This window comes from Novosphingobium gossypii, assembly GCF_050433305.1.
GTDB classification, from domain to species: Bacteria; Pseudomonadota; Alphaproteobacteria; order Sphingomonadales; family Sphingomonadaceae; genus Novosphingobium; species Novosphingobium gossypii.
Genome location: NZ_JBNPXM010000002.1, coordinates 224,635 through 242,172, shown reverse-complemented (window position 1 = coordinate 242,172; position 17,538 = coordinate 224,635). Strand labels below are relative to the sequence as shown.

Sequence of the window (17,538 nt, the reverse complement as noted above, 5' to 3'; positions counted from 1 at the left end):
CAGGTTGCAATCATTCTTCGACCTGGAAGGTCAACGAAGTGGTATAGCTGCGCTCGTCTGTGCCGGACCCGGCGGGAGCTGCGGCGCGATGGCGGGTCATCAGTACATAAGTGCCGGGCCGGTCGAAACGCAGCACTGCCCCGCCAGCCGCGTCGGTGGTGACGGTGCGGTGGACGACCGCTTCCTCATAGTCGGCGCCGCCTCGGTCGAGAACCAGTTCCTGCCCTGCCATCGGCTTTCCGTCGAACAGCAGTTTCAGCGCGAAGGGCGTATCGAGGTAGAGTTCGCTGGGATGCGTGACGGGCTGGATGCGCAGCCGACCCACGGCAACGTCAACCGGCGCTCGGGTGGGCTGCTTCTTGGTGACGTAGACGTCGGCGACCGTTTCGGTCTGGCTGGTGCGGACTTGTGCGCCCCTTGGCGGCTCGCCATGTACGGGCTGCCATTTTCCGTCGACCAGCGCGCTCCTGCCCACCCGGCCAAGGCGCACGCCGGTGGTGAAGCGATAGGTGCCCTCACTCTCCAGCGCACTTTCCAGAACGACCATCTGCTTCAGCGGCGTGATGGACTGGAAGCTGCCGCGCGAACCGTCAGGCAGGATTACATGATAATCCTTGGCGTCTACCGGAACTTCGGGATGAAAGAACGTCTCTGCGAAGGCGGATTCGACGGTCACCATCTTTTCGGTGTTCGCAGCGAAGATCTTCGGTAGCAGATAGGACGTATGCGCCTGCGCGCTGCCGGGCATGACGGCAGCACAGGCCAGTGCAGCAAGAAGACCGAACGACGCGGATCTGGTTGAGCCTGGAAGGTCGAGGGCTGATCGGATCATGGCGGAAAAATCCTTGTGAAAGGTCCGGGTCACTGCCCGGTAATGGCAAACGTGAAGCTGTGGGCTACGCCATCGGGCGGGCGGGGGAACGGCGAGGCTCGGCGAACCAGCGCCAGTGCCTCGCGGTCGAACCGCGACGATCCAGAACCGCGCGCGACGGAAATCGCGCGGGCTGTCCCATCGGGCTCTATGGTGAAGGCGACCAAAACTTCGCCGGAACCGATCGTGTTGCTGTGCCGGTGTCGTAGAAGGTGCTGGTAGATCCGGCCCTTGAAATTGCCGATGGCGGCATTGCCGGCCTGATCCGTGCGGCCCCCGCCCCGCCCGCCGGCGCCCTGCTCACCTGCCGCGCTATCCTCCACGCGCGATTGCGGGCCGGGGGCGGCGACAGGGACGAGCATTGCGCGCACCGGCACCAGCCTTGGCAGGGGTTGCGCATCGATGGTCGCAGCCGCCGTTCCTTGCCCTGAACGCCCCTCGCCGCCGCCGCCCGATTTCGCTGCCGGCGGTGTGGTCTCTGACAGGCTTGAGGAACGCGCCTGCGGCTCGGTAATGGTGGCACCGACAGGCTGCGCTACGGGCTGTTGCTGAATGGCCTGCGGCTCGGTTGCCGGAGCGTTGTTCGGCCCCGGCCCCCCTTCACGACTGGCAAGATCGATGCTGACGAGGGCCGCTCGCGTGCCGCCCTCGATCAGCGTGGCCTCTTCCCATGTCATCGCAAGCGCTGCGAAGACCGCCGCATGAGCCGCTATCGAGGCGATCATGGCCTTCAGGTCCACCTGCGCCATTGGGTGCCCGAAGTCCCGGCTGCCCCACGGGAATACCATGACCGCCCCGCCCCCTTTCAGAACTGCTTGGAGATGGCAGCCTTGAAATTGCGCCCCACTGCAGGGCGCGTCGACAGGGCCGATTGATAATACGTGTCGAAGATGTTTTCGACGCTCAGCCGCAGCGCGAAGTTCTCAAGGATGCCGCCGCCGGGCGTGATCGTGGCGCGCAGGTTGTGAACGTCGAAACCTTCATGCTGCGTCCCGTTGATGTCAAGATCATCGGCCAGCGTGGTTTCCCAGCGCACGTCCACCAGCTTGCCGAACCGCTTGCCCGCCGAAAGCATGTAGGTCTTCTGCGGCAGGTTGGTCCAGTCGTCGATAGCGCCCGTGGTGCGCAGCCGCTGGCCGTTCGGGATGGTGGCGTTGAAATCGAAGTAGAGGCCCCCGGCAGTGGCGTACGACGCCTCGATCTCGAAGCCGTCGAGATAGATTTCGCGCACGCCGGAATAGGCCGTATTGTCGGTCAGTTGCGTGTCGTAGTAATTGACCTTGATCGCCAGCCGGTCGCCCTTGCCGATGATGTCGGTGCGATCGAACGATCCGCCCGCTTCCCAGGTCCGGCTTTTCTCCGGCTGGTTCATGTACGTAGTATTATCCAGATCGTCGATGATCGGCAGATTGCGGGTGCGTGCCCAACTGCCGAACGCAGCCAGCCCGAACGGCAGTTCGTATCGCGCGGAGACACCCCCCATCCACGCCTGATTGTTATAGGACACCGGGGTGCCCAGACGCGTCGATTTGACGTTGGACGTCTCCCACCGGACGGCGGGGCTGAGCGTGAAGCCGCGGAACAGGCCGATTTCATCGACGGCGAAAGCGGCCATGCGGTTATCCGTGCCGCCGGGCGCACTGCTGGCGTCGAGGCGCTTCTTGTGGATGTATTCGACGCCGAAGTGCAGGTTGTGGCGGATCGGGCCGGTCTCGAACAGCGCCGCGTTCTTCAGCGTGACCTTGGACGTCTCGTAGCGGTGATCGGCATCGACCACGCCCGAGATCGGCCGGCCCACCGCGGTCTGATCGATTTCCTGGTTGGCGTAAGTGTAGAGCAGCGAGATGTTGACTGCATCGTTGTCCACCGGATCGTAACCATAGGACACGGTCAGCACCTGGCTCTTCGTGTCGCGGTCAACGTTGCCGAACACGCCGCCCGTGGTGTTGAAGCTGTCGTAGGGGACGTCGCGATCGCTGGTGGACGTCTGGTTGAAGCTGGCGGCGATGGTGTGCGCGTTGTCGGCACCGAAGTGGAACGCGCCCTTCACCAAGAAGCTGGGCAGATCAAAGGCGCTGTTACCGATGCGATCGCCACGCCCGTCCTTCTGCGTGCCCTGCGTACGCCAAGTGTAGTTGGCCAGGAATTCGAACTGTTCCGTCGGCATCGCGGCAACGGTCGTGGATGTGGCGAAGCCGCTGCGGTTGGTCTGGCCCGACAGCGTCTGGCTGACGGTATAACCCGGCTTGCCGTGAAGCACGTCGGACGCATTGTTGGTTTCCAGCAGCACGACGCCGCCGATGATGCCGGAACCCCATTCGAAACTGCCCACCGTGCCCCGGATCACTTCGGCGCGCTTGTAGAGCAGTGGATCGGTGAACAGCTGCGTGCCGACGCGGTAGATCTCTTCCGAACCGGTTGTCGCCCCGTCGACGATGAAGGCTACCTTCTGGTCGGTGCCATAAGTCCCGTTGGCACCGAAGCCGCGGATGTTGATGCCCGAGCCGATCGGCGTCGATCCGTTGATGAGGGTTACGCCGGGAACCGAGTCCAGCAGTTCGGCGATGGTCGATGCCTGCCGGTCCTCGATCTCCTGGCGGTCGATCATCGTCACCGGAGTGGCGGTGTCGGTGCGAATGGCGCGCGTGCTTTTGCCGATGTCGATGGTGCCGAGGAAGTCTTCGCCGCGTGCCTCGGTATCGTCCCGCCTGCTGTCATCCGCAGCAGCATCCTGCGCCTGGGCCGGAGCGGCAATGACAAGGGCAAGGACGGATACGCTGCCGAACGCATGGGCAGCCAAACTACGAAGCATGATGATTCCCCTTTCGCTAATGCGAATCGTATGCATTAGCGAAAGGGTCTTTGGCGTGGCCTGACGGATAGGTAAAGGTTTTTCTGAAATGCGCGGCTCAGAACGTGCGTGACAATGCCAGAGATACAATCGCGCCCTGTTTCTGGCTGCGCTGCTCGCTGCCGGACAATCGCCCTGCTCTACTGGGCGTGTAGAACCGCCGCCAACGGGCATTGTCTGCCCCGTTGATCGCCTTTGCCGTCAGCGTGGTCTTGAACCCGGCAAAGGCGGTAGTCTCCACATATGCGCCCCATAGCGCGTGATCGCGCCAGCGTAGCACTTCACCCGTGTAGTAGACGTCCGCCTGCTCGGCCGCCGTCCAGTTCACACCCCAGGAAGATTTCAGCGCGGGTACGTCGTGGCGAAACTCCGCCGTAAGGGTCTGCGCCGCAATGTCGTCCATGCGGCGGTGCCGGCCGGTGATGGGATCATGCATCCGCGATCCCCGCCATGTGCCGTCCACGGTCAACCGCGCGCCGCGCAGTAAAGCGCCCAGCGGCAGGGTGCCTTGCGCCTTCACCCCCCATTGTCGCGCATCGCCGATGGTGCCGAGCGCATCCTCCCCCGTCGGCAGCACAAGGTACCCCAGCAGCCCTGTGTGCCACTGGTGATAGACCTCCAGCGCAATCGCGCCGCCTTTGCCCCAGCGATGGTCGATCCGGGCCAGCGCGCGCGTCACTCGGGCGGGGCGAAGGCCTGAATTGCCGCCAAGGGGCCGCCCGTCCGCCTGATTGACCGAAGCGGCAAAGTCTCCGAAGTTCAACTGATCCACCGTCCTGCGCAGGCCCAGCCGCACTTGCGTGCTGCCCAGTGGCGACCACACCAGCGCCGCAGAGGGCTTGAAATAAGACAGGCTCTGCTCCTGCGCCGCCTCTCCGGTGACGCGGATGCGCGAGTATTCCACCGCCACGCCGGCCTCCAGGTTGAGCTTTCCGGTCATCCTGACGGTCAGATTGGCGAACGCCTCGCCGCGCATTTCGGATACGCGGGTATCGGCATTGGCCAGCGCCACCGGGATCAGCCCGCCGCCATTGTCCTCCGCATAGTCCAGTCTGCTGGACAGGCGGTTGTAAGCGATTTCGCCGCCGAACTCGGGCCGGATCGGATGATCGCCCTCACGTGTGACGGTGGCCCGTGCCACCAGTTCGGTCGGCTTTTCGCGTTGCGAGGACAGCCCGCGATAGGCGCCCTCGACGTAATCCTCATCGGTGACGTAGCGTTCCACGCGGCCCAGCCCGACCAGCTTTGCCGTCCAGCCCGCGCCCAGGCGGCGGGTCCAGTCCAGCCCCAGTTCGCCGCTGCGGCCCTTCTCGTCATAGGCGATGTCGCGCCGGGAGGCCGGCGAACCGCCTGCCGCGCCCGCGAAGATGTCGATGCCCCGTTGCGAGGAATAGGCGTCTTTGTTCAGCCGCAGGTTCACCGTGAGCGTGCCTCCTGCGACCGGCCCCGAAGTGCTCAACGCCAGACCGTATTCGGGCGCATTGGCGGTCGTATGCTCCAGTCGCGTCGAAGACAGCCGGCCGCTGCCGTCACGGTCCAGATAGATGCCGTCATTGGGATAGCGCGTGGTCCCGCCCGAGAGTTCGATGCTGCTCTGCCACCCTGCAATGCGGCGTGCGTGGCTGATCCGCGCGGATGGTGCAATGCGCCCATCGGCGGTATGCGCCAGCGTAAGCGAGGCATTGCCGGATCCTGCGGCATCGGTGCGAAGCACCACGTTGGCGACCAGCGTCTGCCCCTGCGCCTCGGCAGCATCGGTTCCGCGCAGCAGGACCACCCGCTCGACCCGTGAAGCGGCGATGCGGCGCAGAACTTCGGTGATGCCGCCGCCTTTAACGGTGGGTCGCTGACCGTCGATCAGGACATTGCCTGCGGCATTGCCGAAGCCGCGTACCGATGTCCCCTCGGCCAGAATGAAACCGGGGGTGCGCTCCAGCATGTCCAGCGCGGTCTGGGGCTGGAACGGCTTGTAGAATTCGGCAGGATAGACCGGGTCGGGACCGGCGGGGACAACGGCGGGCGGCTTTTCCTGACCCAGCCGTCCGGCGTTGTCGGTTTCTTCCACCGGCGACGTGGCAGCCGCTACACCGGCGAGCAACAACGGGAAAGCGTTCATCATGCCGGGCCCAGCATCCATCCCGACAGCGCCAGAAATGCCGTCGTCACCACCAGCCACAGCCACGCGCGCAGGACGCTGGATGCATGGAACACTGCCATCGAAACGGCGGCGAAGATCGCGAAACTGGCCAAGGTCGCCGCTGTCACCGCCTCTACCCGAACCATGCCGATGCGGGCCAGCACGAAGGACACGGTAACGGTGATCTGCACCGTCAGCCCATAGGCGCCAAGAGTGCCGCCAAGCGTGCGCGCCGCCACCAGAAGGCGATGACGGCGCGCGCCGCCCGCCGCGACAGGGGACGGGGGGATTGGCTGACCCGTCGCGGACTTGTTCGTGGACATCGAAATTCCCTTTACGAAAACAGGCGCTGGATACGTTCGCGGTTGGTCTGGGCGGTCAGCACCAGCACTGCAGCAACGCTCAGCCAACCGCACCATGCAACGGCGCCATAGGCCCAGCCCTGCCCCCATCCGGCAAACAGGAGGCCCAGCGCCAGCATGGCGAAACCCGACCAGCGCAGCAGGCGAGACAGCCCCGGCGAGAGCTTGCGCCGCAGCCAGTCCTGCTGATGCCGCGACATGGCCGCAAGAAGGAGGGCAAAGCCGATCAATACAGGCACGGCGATGGCAAGATGGGTCATACAGGCACCTCCCGAGCGGCGGCGCGCTGCCGGCGGGCCGGTGCGGCTTTTGGCTTGTGGTTCAGAATCTTGCGCGCCGTCCACGCAAAGCCGATGGCGAGCAACAGCACCGTCAGGTCGAAGCCCGCAAACGTCCAGTCGGCGGTCCACAAGCTGACGCCCAGCCCGCGCGATGTCGTCAGGGCATTGACCAGCGGAACTGTCGCAAAAAGCACCGCTGCTATGCCGAGCGCTTCCACCCAGGCGCGCCTGGCGGGACGTGCCAGCGTCCAGGCGAAGATGGCGCCCCATGCGATGAACAGGCTGTCGATCTCCCATCCTTCGCGCTGCTCCAACCCAACGGGAAGCAGGCGGTTGGCCAGGAAATAGACCGCGATGCCCGCAGGCGATCCGGCGATGAAGCCGATGTTGAGCCGCTCTACCAGCCGGAACCCGAAATGCGGGCTCGCCGGGTCCGGCAGCCTGGTGCGCCGCTTGACGCACCACAGCGCGAGTCCGGTGCCGACCATCGCGGTGCCCCCAAGGCCCGAAAGGAAATAAAGCCAGCGCAGGCCATAACCGGCGAACCAAGCGGTATGCAGATCCACCATGACCTCCTGCGTCATCCGCGCGCCGCCTGCGGGGCGTTCCGCGATCGGAAGCGTATTGCCCCGCGCCGCGTCGAAGTAGAGCGGATCGCGACGGCCAGCGCTCCAGTCGGCGCGGGCGGCATAAAGCTGCGCGGTTGCGGCGGCATCTCCGGGGTGCTCGATGCTGATGTAGCTGGGATGCCCGCCCTGCCATCTGCCGCGCGCGCTTTCCACCAGCCGGACAAGCGGGACGACGGGTGCGGCAGTACCACTGGCTTCCACTTTTTCAGGGCGGGGAAACGCCTCTTCGTAGAACGCGTCGCGGCTGGGGTAATTGGCGGTGATCGCCCAGGGCATCAACGTGAACAGCAAGGTGACAAGGCCGGTGTAGGTAATCATCACATGGAAGGGCAGCGCCAGCACTCCGGTGGCGTTGTGCGCGTCCAGCCAGCTGCGTTGCCCTTTGCCGAACCGCATCTGGAAGAAATCGGTGAAGATCTTCTTGTGCGTCACCACGCCCGACAGGATCGCCACCAGCATCGCGAGCGCGGCAAGGCTGACGATCATGCGCGCCCACATCACCGACATGTAATGAAGGTCGAAATGGAAGCGGTAGAGGAAGAATCCGCCGCTTGTCTCGCGCACGGCGAGTTCGCGGCCGGTCTGCGGGTCGAGCGTGACCTCGGTGCCCCCGCGCCGCCCTTCCCCGGCCATGCGCCACGATACCGTCAGTCCGCTGCCGCCACGCAGGGCCGGGAAGGAGATGGACCAGCTGTCCGCACCTTTGCCGCGTTCCCGCAGCAATCCATCGGCAGCGTTCAGCGCGCGCTGGCTGACGTGGGTCTGTGCCGGAAGTTCGGGGCGCATCCATGCGCTGATCTCCTGCTGGAAGAACGCCGCCGTTCCGAACACGAAGACGACATACAGCACCCAGCCCGGCAGCAGCCCGACCCACGTATGCAGCCACGCCATCGACTGGCGGAACCCCTGCTTCCCCTTATCAGCCATGGCGGTCAGAACCCGTACTTTACGGCGAAGGCGACGTTGCGCGGAATGCCCAGCGAGTAGGACGTGGCCCAGTAGTTCTCACCCGTGATGTTCGCCACGTTGAGGTCGAACCGCACCGGGTGGCTGTCGAATTCCGTCTTGTAGTGCAGGCCAAGGTCGAAGATCGTGTAGCCGTCCATGACCTGCAGGTTGGCGCTGTCCTTGTACATCTTGCCCGCGTGATAGACGCCGCCGCTGACGGAGAAGCCGGGCACCGCAGGGACGCTGTATTCCAGGTACATCTTGGCGAGGGTGCCGCTGACCCCGGTGGGCTTCTTGCCCAGCAGGCTTGCCGTGCTGGTCTTCGTCACCTTGAGGTCCATCACCGTGCCACCCACCATGACCTTCAGGTTCGGGGTGAGGTTGCCGGTAGCGCTCAGCTCGACCCCCTGGTGTACCTCGACGCCGTCCTGCGTGCGCGTAATCTTGCCGTTCACCTGTTCATCGAACGCATTCGCCTTTTCGATGCGATAGACCGCGCCCGTCAGCAGCAGCGCGTCGATCGGGGCGTACTTGGCGCCGACTTCGTACTGCTTGGAAACGTAAGGCTTCATGATCTCGCCGGGGTTGTTGTAGAGCACCGGATCGTCCGGCACCGTCGAGCCCTGCTCCAGCCCCTGCATATACGTGGCGTAAGTGGTCACGCGCGGGACGGGCTTGAACACCAGCGAAACCGTAGGGGTCCAGGCGCTTTCGTCGTAACTGGACGTCGCCGTGCCGGTCGCGTTGAAATTGCGCGCCTCAACCGTGCTGCGGTTGACGCCGATCATCGCGCTCAGTTGTTCGGTGAACCGGATGTCGTCGCCGATCACGATATTGGTGTTCTTCGCCTGACTCGACTTGTAGAGCGCGCCCCACGAGTACGTGTCGAGCGCCGAAGGCCTGGTCCAGGTGTTGAGGTCTTCCGGATCGGCAAAGATGGGCGAATCCCCGCCGCTGATCGAGGCGGTGACGTGCCGCTTCACCCGCAGGATATCGCCCGAAGCGCCCACCGTCAGCCGGTGCTTGATGCCCAGCGTCGCGAACTCGCTGTCGAGATAGGCGTATGCCCCCTGCGCGTAGTTATAGGTAGGAGCGCTGCGCGACGTGAAACCCTGCTGCCAGCCGGAAGTGCCGTTGCCCACATCCTCGATGTAGAGCGGATAGATGTTGATCGATTCCTGCGCGTCGCGCTTGTAGAGGTAGGCTGCGCGCAGGCTGAAGGTGTCGTTGATCTTCCACTTGGCGTTGGCGCCTGCGCGGTCTGTCTTGGTCTGCAGGAACGTCCACGACGGCGTCCACGTCCGGTCGTTCGCCAGCGGCTCGATCCAGTGGTCCAGCACGCCGCGACCGGTATTGGCGTAAGCGTAGAACCGGGAATCGATACCGTCGATACGATAGTACGTATGCGCCGCCTCGGCCTGCAGCAGCAGGTTCGGGGCGAGGTTCCAGTCAAGCGCGCCGCTGACCATGGTACGCGCGACGTTCTGGTTCTTCTTCGCCGTCTCGCCGTCCTGTACGGACATGTTGAGGCGATAGGCGAAGGTGCCGGCAGCGTCGATCTTACCGCCCATGTCCACATGCGCGAAGAACTGCGTATTGCCATAGTTGCCTACGCGCACGTCCAGCTTTGGCGTGTAGGTCGGGCGCTTGAGCACGTAGTTGGTCACCCCACCGGGATTGCCGACACCGTACAGAAATCCGGACAGGCCGTTCATGATCTCGACGTTGGCGAGTTCCTCCGTCGCAATGCCGGTGAGGGTAGAGGACAGTCGCACGCCGTCCACGACCCCCTTCTGGGAATCGAAGCCGCGGATCGTCACGTAAGGCGTGCCATAGACCGTCGATGGCGCCGAGTTCTGGACCACCGGGTTCATCTTGAAGATCTGGTCCATGTCGGAAGCGACCACGCTTTCGATCAGATCCTGCGGCACGACGCTGATGGCATACGGGGTGTCGATGACGAGCCTGTTGCCCCAGGGGCCGGACGTGGAAATGGCGTCGATCTGCTGGTTGTGTCCGGTCACCAGGATAGGATCGCTGCCACGCCAACTTTCGTCTTCGTTGTCCGCATCGTTTCCGGCACCCGCGCCATAGGCGGCGGGGGTTATCTCAAGCCGCAACGGGTCCAGAACCATCGCGCCGCTCGTTACGCGACCAATGGTCAGCGCACCCTCACCCGAAGCGCGCGCCGCCAGCCCGGTGCCGGACAGAAGCAGCGACAGTGCATCACGCGGCGCAAACCGGCCCCGCAACCCCGCCGTGCTGCGCCCCTGCGTCAACGCGGCCTCGTAGGTCAGTTGCACCCCGCTCTGTTCTGCGAAACGGTTCAGAGCATCGGTCAGCGATCCGGATGGAATGTCGTAGGTGCGCGCGGGGCCGCTTTCCTGCGCCATCGCGCGCCCGGGCGCCAGCGTACCGCCCCCCAGGACCGAGCCGGCCAGCAGGATCGCGGCAAGCACACGGCTGCGCTTGAACTTCACCTTCATCGAAACTTTCCCCACACGATTACCCGCCGCGAATCGATGCTGCTGCGGCGCACTTGCAACACCAAGACGGAGGTCGCGCCGAAAACACGACTATGGCCGTGAAAGAATTATCGCCGCAGGATTATGAAGCGGTCGGACAGCCTCAGGGATGACAGCCCATGACTGGCCTCGATACCGTCGATAGCCGCCAGCGGATGATCGAGATCATAGACTCCGCTCACCCGGATGGCTGCGGCAGGCCCGGTAACGGCAACGTAGCCGCGCCGATAACGGGCGATCTGCGCCACCACTTCGCCAAGCGGACGATCGACCACCACCAAGCGCCCGCGCGTCCACGCTGCCGCATCACCTTTGACCACCGTCGGTGCAGACAACGTGGCGCTGGAGAAGTCCACGCGCTGCCCTTCCGTGACCACAACCGCTCGATCGCCACCCCTGACGCGGACGCTGTGCTGCATGACGCTGACAGTGGCACGTTCGCCTTCGTCACGAACGACGAAGGCGGTCCCGAGCGCGGTCACGCTGCCACCTTCGGCCGCAACGGTGAAGGGACGCGCACGGTCTGGCGCAACCCGAAACAGCGCCGCCCCCGACAGCAGACGTACGCCTCTGCGATCATGAGTGTAGTCGAGAGCAATGGCGGAACCGCTGTCCAGTTGCACCACCGACCCATCCGAAAGCTCAACTTCGCGCCTTTCGCCGATCCCGGTCACGTAATCGGCGCTCAGCCGCATCGGCCAGTCCTGCACCGTGCCGAGCACAGCCAGCCCCAACATCGCGGCAATCGCACCCATGGCGACAGGCCGCGCCTTCGGGCGTGAACGCCACACCGGAGCACGCCGCCCCGCGCCGCTGGTGCGAGATCGCGGCGGCGGGGTGGCGCTGCCGGCTTCTTCATCCAGCAGGCCCCACACCTTCTCCAGCCGTGCAAGAGCGTCACCGTGCGCGGGGTCCGCGCACCATTGCGCGAACGCCTGTTCGTCTTGTGCGCTCAACGGTCCGCTGTCGCGACGAACGATCCAGTCCGCAGCCGCCTGTGCGATCTCGGGCGCAATGGGTTGCCTGATCGTGGTCATGATCCGTGCTCCGTCCCCCCAGGGATGGGTGGCGAGTGCGGCAGAGCCGCCGCCATCACCCAAGACGCTCGGATTGCCGGAAACACGACATCGGATGCGCAAATTTCTGCAGTACGCAACACTACGCCTCCTCGATTTCGCCGAGGCGGGTCGCCAGCACCAGCAGCGCATGTCGCAGATGCTTTTCCACCGCGCCCCGCGTGACGCCGAGGCGGCCAGCGATTTCGGCCTCATCCAGCCCTTCAATCTTGCGCATCGCGAAGACCTCCCGGCACCGCGGCGGCAGGCTTTCGACCAGTTCGAGCAGCAGCCGGAGCCGGTCGCGGGCCAGCGCCGCCCGTTCGGCACAGGGCGCATCGTCGGCAATCAGATCGCCCAGATCCTCGTCGATGATCCAGGGTGACCACTTGCCGCGATCGCGCGCACCGTCGATCACCAGATTGCGGGCGATCCGATAAAGGAAGGCGCGCACATTAGCGACCTTGCCAGCCCGCAGGGCCGGGATCGCGCGCGTCCATGTCTCCTGCACGATGTCGGCGGCCTGCGGCGAAGACCCCGCCAGCGAGCGCACATAAGCGCTGAGCGCATCGTGATGATGCGCGACGAGCGCCGCATCACGATGGCTCATCCTGCAGCCATTCCCACTCCCGCCAGGAACTCCACCGGAAGTGTGATGGTCAGTTCATCGGGCAGTTCATCCGGGATGGCGGGAAAAGGCGCGGCGCGACGGACGATTGCCATTGCAGTCCGGTCCAGCGTCCGGAAACCGGTGGATTCGGCGACCGACGCCTGCAGCAGGCGCCCTGTCCGTTCGATGCGGAACAGGATTGCGCCGGCTGCGCGCCGTCGATCCGACGTATGCGTCTTCATCCTTGCGCGCTGTGCTTCGAGCCGCGCCATGATCGCCCGCCGGTAGGCCTGCGTGGTCACCGCCAGCGGATCGGCGCTCCCGCCCTCCGCCCGTTGCGACGGCATCACGATCGGCTCGATCGCCAGTGGCGCGGGCGGCACCAGCAGGATCGTCGGAGGCTGACTGCTAGGGACCGGCACCGGTCTTGGGCGGGCTGCGGGGGTGCGCGGCCCACCGGGCGGGCGGCGGGGAGCAACGGGCTCGGCCTGTGGCAGCACCACCACGCTGACCAGATGGGGTTCCGTTCCCGCGCTCCGGCCTCGTGGCCAGCCCACTGCCACGACCGCACCAACGGCAAGGTGGATCGCGACCGTAGCGCCCAGAGCCACCATGCGCGAGCGGGCTCGGATCCCCATCCGGGAAACCGGGCCGGGCGCGACGGGCAGCGCCGATACGGACGCAGGATCCGCTTTCCCGACGCATAACGCTGCGCCTTCCGAAGGGACGGTGAAGGCGGACATGAGCCGCCTCTACATTATTGCGATCAATTTGCAACAAGCTGTTGGGTGTTTCGGAAAGATTGCCGACCTTTTGCAAAATAAGTGCCAACGTATGTTGCGTCTGCGATGCATTCGCATTAGTGCGCCGCCCCACGGCTGAAGCCAGGGGGCTTGCCGCTCGCGCCACACAGGGGAGGCCGCAAGAATGTCTATCCGCACCACGATCCGCGCCCGCTATTCGGTTCCGTCCATGCTCGTCCTTGGCTTGTTGAGCGTCGGGCCCGCCCGAGCAGCCGACGCTGCGGAAGACCCCGATCCCGACGCCATCGTCGTTACCGGGGCCACTGAGACGATCGGCCTCAGCCTGTCTTCCCGCGAAACGCCGCAGTCAGTGACCGTGCTGGACAGCGTGCGGATGGAGGAACAGGGGCTTACTGACATCTCCGAAGTGCTGGAGCAGATCGTGGGCATCCAGTCGAACCGCTCCAGCGCGCTGGGCACGGACGGCACGAATTACACGGCGCGCGGGTTCGCAGTTAAGAACTACCTCGTCGATGGCGTCGCCCGGCCAACCAACATCTACGGCTTCACCGAAGATACCGCCGACATGATCGCCTATGACCGAATCGAGGTGATCCGCGGTTCGGCAGGCATGATGACTGGCACCGGCCAGCCATCTGCCGCGATCAACATGATCCGCAAGCGCCCTGGCAGCGAATTGCGCGCCAGCGCCGCCGCCACCGCCGGGTCATGGGACATGTACCGCCTCGAAGGCGATGTCGGCGGCCCGCTGACCACCGACGGCCACATCCGTGCCCGTGTCTCCGGCGCATGGCAGGACAACGACACGTTCATCGACCGCGAGCATGTCAAACGTCAGGCGCTTTACGGCGTGGTGGAGGCGGATCTGACGCCTGACACGCTGCTGACCGCCGGTGTCGAATACCAGAACTTCCGTAACAAGGGCGCGTCGCGCGGAGGCGTGCCGCTGTTCTTCACCGACGGCACGAAGACCGATTTCGCCCGCTCGACCAATGGCGGCACCGACTGGTCGGACTTCCACCGCAAGAGCGTCAACGTGTTTGCCTCGCTGGCGCACGATTTCGACAGGAACTGGCACCTGCAGTTCGATGCCGAACACAAGTCCGGCTCCTACGACGAAACCATCGGCTATTTCTTTGGCAGCGCGATCGACAAGAATACCGGCCTTGGTGGCTCGCTGTATTCCACTCGCTGGGCGTCCGACCTCACCCTCGATGCCGTATACGCGAACCTGCGCGGCAGCTTCGAGGCGCTGGGGCAGGAACAGCATGTCGCGTTCACGCTCAGCCACGCCCGGTTCGATGACGACCAGACGCTGTATCCGGGCTGGTGGGACGGCCCCGAGTACATGAACGGCACGGTCAATGCCTTCAGCTTCTTCGAGAACGGCGACTATCCCAAACCCGACCTGAACGCTACCGGCGGTCTTTCCGGCAACCGTATCAAGACCAGCGCCATCGCGGGCGTCGCCCGGCTGAAGCCAATCGCGCCGCTGTCCGTCATCGCGGGCGGACGCCTTACATGGTGGCGGCAGGACAGCTATTCCCAGGACGCGGGCAGCTCCAGGGTATGGACGCCGGGTATCCGCGAAAAGGCCGTGTTCACGCCTTACGCCGGGTTGGTTCTTGACATCACGAAGACGCTTTCGGCCTACGTCAGCTATGCCAGCGTGTTCGAACCACAGACCCAGCGCACCATTGACGGCGACATGATCGCGCCGCTGGAAGGCAACACTTACGAGGCAGGCCTGAAGGCGGATTTCCTCGACGGCAAGCTAAGCGCCAGTGCGGCGGTCTTCAGCATGAAGCAGGACAATTATGCTCTTGCGGATGGGCCGGGCATCTTCGCGCCTGACGGAAGCGCCGCGTACCATGCGGTTTCAGGCATGAAGTCGAAAGGCTTCGAACTGGAAGTCAACGGCGAGATCCTGCCCGGCTGGCGCGTGGCCGGCGGCTTCGCCAATGCCCGCGCAGAGGATCGCGACGGTGTGCGGCAGTTGCCGCAGATCGCGAAGAACAGCTTCAAGATGTTCACGTCCTATCGCCTGCCCGGCAATCTGGATGGCCTCATGCTGGGCGGCAACGTGCGCTGGCAGAGCAAGACCACGGCCGATGGCACCGGACCCAACGGGGAGACTTACACCCAGGGCAGCCTCGCGATCGTGGACCTGATGGTGAACTACCGTGTGTCGCAGCGGTTCTCGGTGGCTGCACACCTCGATAACGTCTTCGACAAGACGTACTACTCGGGCCTCTACATCGGCAGCGCCCGCTATGGCTCGCCGCGCGCGTTCACGCTGACCTTGCGCGGAAAGCTGTAACCCGCCGCCTGCGCACGGTCATGCCCACCTGCACATGCAGGATGGGGCATGACCGTTGCGTCCCGATCAGGCCATGTCGGCTTTAGGCAGCAGCGCCGTCGCAATGCCCAGCAGCGGCAGCCACGCGGTCAAACCATATACCCATACGATGCCATAGTGATCGGCAAGTTGCCCGAGGCCCGCCGCGCCGAGGCCGCTGATCCCGAACATCAGGCCGAACATCAGACCGGAAACCATTCCCACGCGACCGGGAACGATCTCCTGCGCATAGACTACAAGCGCGGCGAAGGCGGAGGACAGGATCAGCCCGATCATCACCGCAAGGATCGCAGTCCACATCAGGCCAACATGCGGCAGCATCAAGGCGAAAGGGGCAACGCCCAGGAACGACACCCAGATCACCGCCTTGCGGCCGATCCGGTCACCCACCGGCCCGCCGGCAAACGTGCCCAGCGCCACTGCGGCCAGGAAGCAGAACAGGTAGAACTGCGATTCACGCGCAGACAGACCGAACCGCTCGATCAGGTAGAACGTGAAGTAGTTGGTGAAGGCGCCGATATAGATGAACTTGGCGAACATCAACACGCCCACCACGCCCAGCGCGCGCGCTACCAGTGCCTTGTTCAGCGGCTGCACAGCCTGAGCGGAGGCCGTGACGGCGCGCGCCTGCGGGTGATGCAGCCGCCAGCGCGTGACGAGGAACAACACCCAGATCGCCGCGATGGCGGCAAGCGCGAGCCAGCCGACAGAGGTCTGGCCGAACGGCAGGATAACTGCCGAGGCGACCAGCGGCCCAAGCGCGGAACCGCTGTTCCCGCCGACCTGGAAGCACGACTGCGCAGTGCCGAACCGCCCCCCGGATGCCATTCGCGCCACGCGCGACGCCTCTGGATGGAAGGTTGCGGAACCCACGCCGATTACCGCCGAAGCCATCAACAGCGTCTCGTAACTGTTCGCAAGCGCCACGCTGGCAATGCCGACCAGCGTCACCATCATGCCGCACGGCAGCAGCCAGGGTTTGGGATGCTTGTCGGTATGCAGCCCTATCCACGGCTGAAGCAGCGACGCGGTGATCTGATAGACCATCGCCAGCCAGCCGATCTGCCCGAACGAAAGATGATACTTCGCCTTCAGCATCGGGTAGATGGCGGGAAGGACCGCCTGAATAAGATCGTTGAGCAGATGCGCCACCGCCACTGCCCCGACGATGCCGGTGACGAAAGTGTGCACATGCCTTGTCGGCGCGGGCGAAGGTGCCGAATACGTCGCATCGGCGGGCGTGGCGGCGGTAGTGGCCATCTTAACTGCTTTCTTCCTGAACGTCTGACGCCGCCTTTAGCGAGGTGACGTATCGCCTGCTTCGTTCTATGGGTCATTCGTTTCTGCGATCGGGACACGCGCCGCCATGACCATCATGACTGACGAACATGATGACGCGCCCCGCCCGCTGGTGGCGATGGGCCATGAGTATCCCCCTTCTTTCGAACTCGCCGAGCATCGCCATCGGCGCAGCCAGTTCCTCTACGCCGCCCACGGAGTGATCGCGGTCAGCACGCCCGATGGCGCATGGGTGGCCCCGCCCGAGCGTGCGGTATGGATCCCGGCCGGCATCGCGCATTCTGTCCGCATGGTCGGCGCCGTTCAGACGCGCAGCGTGCTGATCGAGCCCGAGGTGTGTCCGTCCAGGGGCGGGCGGACGCAAGTGGTCGGCGTTTCGCCACTGCTGCGTCAGTTGCTTGTCACGGCCGCCGGATTGCCGGTGGAATACGACGAAAGCGGGCGTGACGGGATGGTCATGACACTGTTGGCCGCAGAGATCGACCGTGCGCCTGCGATACCGCTTGCCGTGCCGTTTCCATCCGATCCGAAGCTGGCGGCACTTTGCCATGCCTTCTTTGATCGACCGGATGCAGCGACGACGATCGACCACTGGGCGAACGCCATGGCCATGAATCGCCGCACTTTCACGCGCCATTTCCGTCTGCAGACGGGGATGAGCTTTGGCGAGTGGCGCCAGCAGGCGTGCCTTTCGGTGGCGCTGCCGAAGCTGGTGGCGGGCGATCCGGTCACGGCGGTCGCGCTGGACCTCGGCTATGACGGGCCGGGCAATTTCTCGACGATGTTCAAGCGCGTGCTAGGCGTGTCACCAAGCCATTATCGCGCGGGTTGAAGGCGTCTCATTGAC

At 64.7% G+C, this 17,538-nt stretch carries 14 protein-coding genes; 2 read left to right on the top strand and 12 right to left on the bottom strand.

The genetic code is table 11. The features are described from left to right. Positions 1-10: 10 nt before the first annotated feature. The 11 genes from GGR40_RS06630 to GGR40_RS06580 all read right to left on the bottom strand — a co-directional run bounded on the left by GGR40_RS06630 (position 11) and on the right by GGR40_RS06580 (position 12,907). On the bottom strand, positions 11-832 hold the full coding sequence (locus GGR40_RS06630; protein WP_429275425.1) for a DUF4198 domain-containing protein: 822 nt from the start codon (positions 830-832) through the stop codon (positions 11-13). A gap of 29 nt (positions 833-861) precedes the next feature. After that, positions 862-1,659 (bottom strand): energy transducer TonB family protein, encoded by a 798-nt coding sequence (locus tag GGR40_RS06625; RefSeq protein ID WP_429275424.1) that lies wholly within the window; start codon positions 1,657-1,659, stop codon positions 862-864. A 17-nt stretch (positions 1,660-1,676) separates the two neighbouring features. Beyond that, on the bottom strand, positions 1,677-3,683 hold the full coding sequence (locus GGR40_RS06620) for a TonB-dependent receptor plug domain-containing protein (RefSeq protein ID WP_429275423.1): 2,007 nt from the start codon (positions 3,681-3,683) through the stop codon (positions 1,677-1,679). A gap of 97 nt (positions 3,684-3,780) precedes the next feature. Further along, the gene (locus GGR40_RS06615) at positions 3,781-5,841 is read right to left on the bottom strand and encodes a TonB-dependent receptor plug domain-containing protein (RefSeq protein WP_429275422.1); all 2,061 of its coding nucleotides are present in this window, start codon (positions 5,839-5,841) and stop codon (positions 3,781-3,783) included. Then, positions 5,838-6,182, bottom strand: a complete 345-nt coding sequence (locus GGR40_RS06610) for a hypothetical protein (protein ID WP_429275421.1) — start codon at positions 6,180-6,182, stop codon at positions 5,838-5,840. Before GGR40_RS06610 ends, GGR40_RS06615 begins: the two co-directional genes overlap by 4 nt. 11 nt (positions 6,183-6,193) lie before the next feature. Beyond that, positions 6,194-6,481 carry a DUF3325 domain-containing protein gene (locus GGR40_RS06605; protein ID WP_429275420.1) on the bottom strand — a complete coding sequence of 96 codons (288 nt, stop codon included), beginning with the start codon at positions 6,479-6,481 and terminating at the stop codon, positions 6,194-6,196. Next, complete coding sequence (locus tag GGR40_RS06600; protein ID WP_429275419.1) at positions 6,478-8,058, bottom strand: PepSY-associated TM helix domain-containing protein; 1,581 nt, start codon at positions 8,056-8,058, stop codon at positions 6,478-6,480. Before GGR40_RS06600 ends, GGR40_RS06605 begins: the two co-directional genes overlap by 4 nt. Positions 8,059-8,063: 5 nt before the next feature. Continuing rightward, entirely contained in the window at positions 8,064-10,565 is a 2,502-nt protein-coding gene (locus GGR40_RS06595; protein ID WP_429275418.1) for a TonB-dependent siderophore receptor, read from the bottom strand. 107 nt (positions 10,566-10,672) lie between these two features. Beyond that, a complete protein-coding gene (locus GGR40_RS06590; protein WP_429275417.1) occupies positions 10,673-11,641 on the bottom strand; it encodes a FecR family protein in 969 nt (322 codons plus the stop codon). Positions 11,642-11,762: 121 nt separating this feature from the next. Next, on the bottom strand, positions 11,763-12,269 hold the full coding sequence (locus GGR40_RS06585) for an RNA polymerase sigma factor (protein ID WP_429275416.1): 507 nt from the start codon (positions 12,267-12,269) through the stop codon (positions 11,763-11,765). Beyond that, the gene (locus GGR40_RS06580) at positions 12,266-12,907 is read right to left on the bottom strand and encodes an energy transducer TonB family protein (protein ID WP_429275415.1); all 642 of its coding nucleotides are present in this window, start codon (positions 12,905-12,907) and stop codon (positions 12,266-12,268) included. Before GGR40_RS06580 ends, GGR40_RS06585 begins: the two co-directional genes overlap by 4 nt. Before the next feature lie 289 nt (positions 12,908-13,196). On the opposite strand from GGR40_RS06580, the gene GGR40_RS06575 reads away from it, so the two are divergent. Further along, positions 13,197-15,353, top strand: coding sequence for a TonB-dependent siderophore receptor (locus tag GGR40_RS06575; protein WP_429275414.1), 2,157 nt, complete (start codon positions 13,197-13,199; stop codon positions 15,351-15,353). 66 nt (positions 15,354-15,419) lie between these two features. Here the strand turns inward: GGR40_RS06575 and GGR40_RS06570 are convergent, their stop codons facing one another. Next, the gene (locus GGR40_RS06570; RefSeq protein WP_429275413.1) at positions 15,420-16,652 is read right to left on the bottom strand and encodes an MFS transporter; all 1,233 of its coding nucleotides are present in this window, start codon (positions 16,650-16,652) and stop codon (positions 15,420-15,422) included. Positions 16,653-16,767: 115 nt separating this feature from the next. Between GGR40_RS06570 and GGR40_RS06565 the strand changes: the two genes are divergently transcribed. Next, complete coding sequence (locus tag GGR40_RS06565; RefSeq protein ID WP_429275412.1) at positions 16,768-17,523, top strand: AraC family transcriptional regulator; 756 nt, start codon at positions 16,768-16,770, stop codon at positions 17,521-17,523. The last annotated feature ends 15 nt before the right edge of the window (positions 17,524-17,538 follow it).